The following is a 3,848-nucleotide window of genomic DNA, read 5'->3' as shown; positions in this document are numbered from 1 at the left end:
CACTGGTGCGGCTGCTGGCATGGAGGGCTGCATCTCTCTGCCGCGCTGCAAGCACGACCCCGCTGAATCCTGTTGACAAACCTGCTGCCGCGCTTTAGTCTCTGCCTGAAGCAGCGTCCTGCTGCCGCCTCCACGCCGCAGCGGGTCAGCAGCTGCGGCCCAGCATCATGCTGCCAGCTGATTTGTCTGAATGAACATCCTCCTCCACATCTGCTGCGGGCCATGCGCCGCATATCCTCTCGATTTCCTCCGGCTGCGGGGCGGGCATGAGGTGACAGGCTGGTTTCACAATCCCAACATCCACCCGTACAAGGAGTTTCAGCGGCGGGTCGCAGCCTTGGAGGACTTCGCCCGGCAGAAGGACTTCCGCGTGGATATCGACCGCAGATACGGCCTGCGTGACTTCCTCCGCCAAACAGTGTTCCACGAGGACCGCGCCGAACGCTGCGGCCTCTGCTACGAAATGCGCCTGCTGCCTGCGGCGCGTCGGGCTGCCGAGCAGGGCTTTGACGCATTCACCAGCACCCTGCTCTATTCCAAACACCAGAATCACGCCCTGCTGCAGCGCATGGGCGAGGCCTTGGCCGCGCAGTTCGGCATCCGGTTCTTCTACCATGACTTCCGCGAAGGCTGGCAGCAGGGGATTGATGCATCCATTGCCATGAATCTCTACCGTCAGCCCTACTGCGGCTGCATCTACAGCGAGCAGGAGCGCTACGACAAAGCCTGCCGTCCGCGCCGCTGACCGCCTTTGCGCATCGGAACAGTGGCGGAGATATGCATCCTGTGGTACGCTGGCTCTGTCGCGCAGAGCCATTGAACAAACCGCCCACATCATGCCAGAGCAGCCCTCGTCCTTTGAACTCCTTGCCCCAGCCGGAAGCTTCCCCGCCTTTGAGGCGGCTTTGGAGGCCGGAGCCGACGCGGTCTATGTCGGCGCGCCAGGCTTCAACGCCCGCGCCCTGAGCCGTGATTTCACCTTGGCGGAGATCGGCTCGATGATTGCGCAGGCGCATGGCCTGCGCAGGAAGCTGTACATCGCCATGAACAGCCTGATGAAGGAGGACGAGCTGCCCGCCGCCTTGGAGCTGCTCTCCTGTCTCGAAGCACTGCGGCCAGACGCGCTGATTGTGCAGGACCTTGGCCTGCTCCAGCTGATCAGGCATCATTTCCCCAGCCTGCCGCTGCACGCCTCCACGCTGCTGTCGGTGCACAACTCAGTCGCGGCGGCGGAACTGACCAAGCTGGGCTGCTCGCGGGTGGTGCTGGCGCGGGAGATGACCTTGGAAGAGATAGCCGCCGTGCGCCGGCAGACTGATGCCGAGTTGGAAGTCTTCGTGCATGGCGCGATGTGCTTCAGCTATTCTGGGCTGTGCCTGTTCTCCAGCCTGCATGGGGGCCGGTCCAGCCTGCGCGGGCACTGCGTGCAGCCTTGCCGCCGCCGCTACAGCTGGCAGAACGGCGGTCAGGGCGGCTATTTCTTTTCTATGAACGATCTCTGCGGCATTGATGTCCTGCCCGCCCTGCGCCAGGCCGGAGTGCGCTGCCTGAAGATCGAAGGCAGGCTGAAGACGGCCCATTACGTGTCTTGCGTCACGGCCGCCTACCGCCTAGCCATCTCCTGCATGGACACGCCGGAGGATATCTGCTGCGACGCGCTCAAATGGGCGCATCAGCTGCTTGACGAGGCCATGGGCCGGAAGCGGTCGAGCGGCTACCTGCTGACTGCCGCGCCTGGCGAGGCGGTCAGTCCTGATCAGCCGGGCAGCAGCGGCCAGCTGCTGGGCCAAGTCGCCAGCTTGGAGCAGGAGCGCGGCCCTTCCGGCAAAAGCAGAATCAGCTTCAGCCTGACCCTGCTGGAGCCGCTCAGCGAAGGCGACCGCCTCCGCCTGCACGACGAGGCCTCAGGCGAGCGGATCAGCTTCACCTTGCGCGGCCTGCTGGTCCAAGGCAAGCCGCAGAAGACCGCGCAGGCAGGGCAGAACGTGCGGATCACCCTGACAGCGGACAGGGCGGCGGCCTTCGGGCGCAGCTTCCAAGGCAGCCTCTTCCGGGTGGATGTGGGCGGGCGCATTGCGGCGGAGCGCAGCGGCAGGCGGAGAAGCAAGGACTTGGCCGGGAAGCAGGTGCTGCCGGACAAAAAGAAGGTGGAGCGGCTGCTGCGGACGCTGGCTTGGAGCGGCGGCGCGGAAGCTCAGTCCCAAGCAAAGCGGTCGTCGCGGAGCCGCTCTGCGCCGGAGCCTGTCTGGTGGGTGCAGCTGTCCAGTCCGTCCGAGCTGCGCGAGCGGCTGCCGGTGCAGGCGCGGCGCATCGTCCTGCCCCTGAACCGCGACAGCCTCCGCCAGCTTGAGCGGCAGGCCAAGGAGCTGCGCCGCTTTCACGAGCAGATCATCTGGCGGCTGCCGCCGGTGCTGCATGAGGCCGACTTAGTCTGGACGCAGGAGCAGCTGCGGCGGCTCTGCGCCGCAGGCTGGCCGCGCTACGCTCTGGGGCATTGCAGCCAGCATGGGCTGTTCTCCCCCTTGCCCAAAGGTGTCGAGCTGTACGGTCAGCACACCTTCAACCTGCTCAACTCCGCCGCCCTGAGCGCGGCTGCGGCTCTGCCAGGCCTGTGCGGCTGCCTTCTTTCCCTTGAAAGCGAGGCTACGAACCTTGCCGCCGCTGTCCGTCACTGCCGCCAGCGCGGCGGCAGGGAGCAGAAGCTTCAGCTCGGCCTTTATGTCTATGGCCGTCCGCCGCTCTTCAGCTCGCGCATGGAGAGCAGGCACTTCCGCCTTGGCGAGCCGCTCCTCAGCCCGAAGCAGGAACGGCTTGCCTTGGAGCGGCAGGACGGCATGACGGTGGCCAAAACAGCCCAGCCCTTCTCGCTCCTGCACCGGCAGCAGGACATCGCCGAGCTGGGGCTGGATTTCCTCCTGCTCGACCTCAGCGCAGGGATCAGGAAAGAGGCCGCGCTGGTCAGCGCATTGCTTGGACAGAGCGGCGGACGACGCGCAGCCAAGCCGCCTGAGGTTATGACAGGCAATTTCAGCCGCAAGCTGCTCTGAGCAGACCTTGCGGCCTGTTGCCGGTGAGGGCCGCAGCCGCCCTTACGGCTCAGGCAGCGGCTTGTACTCCCGGAAGTAGATCTCGGTGAGAGTGAGGAAGGCTGTGACGATCAGCGGGCCGTAGATGATGCCCAGCACGCCGAAGACCGCCATGCCGCCAAGGACAGACAGCAGCACCAGCAGGGTGTGCATCTTGACTTGGCTGCCGACGAAGTTGGTCTTGAACAGGTACTCGACCAGAAAGAAGACAACAGCGAAGAAGATGCAGAGCACTGCCGCCTTGCCCGGAAAGCCGTTGAGGAAGAGCAGGACGGCGGCAGGCATCAGCACAGAGCCGATGCCAATGATGGGCAGGAAGGCGAAGATGCCCATCACCCCGCCCCAGAGCACCGGCGAGCCGATGTCCAGCAGGGCGAAGAGCACGCCGCCAGCCACGCCCTGAATCGCGCCGCTGATGCCGTTGCCAATCAGAATAACCCCGGCAATCTCTTGAAACTTGTTCAGCAGCAGCGTGTTCTGCTCGTCCGTGAGCGGCGAGAGCCGGATGAGGAAGCGGATCAGCTCGTCCATCTCCATCAGCAGGAAATAGATAATCAGAATGAGAAAGGCAAACTGGGCAACAAAGCTCATGATGTTGGCCGCCCAAGCCGAGGCCTTGCCATAGATGAACAGCCCGGCGTTCTTGCTCAGATCGGCCAGCAGGTTGGTCAGGTCTGCGGGCTGGAAGTTGATGCCCATGTCCAGCAGCATCTTCTGCGCCTCGGCAATCCATACGCTGTTCTGGATAGCCTGCTGAATCTT

The 3,848-nt window shown here is 64.3% G+C and carries 3 protein-coding genes; 2 read left to right on the top strand and 1 reads right to left on the bottom strand.

The genetic code is table 11. From position 1 onward, the window contains the following. Positions 1-190 precede the first annotated feature (190 nt). Both ACNKID_RS06235 and ACNKID_RS06230 read left to right on the top strand, forming a co-directional pair. The gene (locus tag ACNKID_RS06235; RefSeq protein ID WP_417912572.1) at positions 191-745 is read left to right on the top strand and encodes an epoxyqueuosine reductase QueH; all 555 of its coding nucleotides are present in this window, start codon (positions 191-193) and stop codon (positions 743-745) included. Between the two features lie 91 nt (positions 746-836). Continuing rightward, positions 837-3,047: a peptidase U32 family protein gene (locus ACNKID_RS06230; RefSeq protein ID WP_417912571.1), complete on the top strand. Its 2,211-nt coding sequence runs from the start codon at positions 837-839 to the stop codon at positions 3,045-3,047. Positions 3,048-3,089: 42 nt separating this feature from the next. Here the strand turns inward: ACNKID_RS06230 and ACNKID_RS06225 are convergent. Continuing rightward, positions 3,090-3,848, bottom strand: a 759-nt coding sequence (locus ACNKID_RS06225) for an AI-2E family transporter (protein WP_417912570.1), incomplete at its 5' end; no start/stop codon positions are given.

Origin of the sequence: Candidatus Electronema sp. TJ (assembly GCF_048287355.1) — a bacterium.
Taxonomy (GTDB): Bacteria; Desulfobacterota; Desulfobulbia; order Desulfobulbales; family Desulfobulbaceae; genus Electronema.
This window is presented reverse-complemented; position numbering and strand designations above follow the sequence as displayed.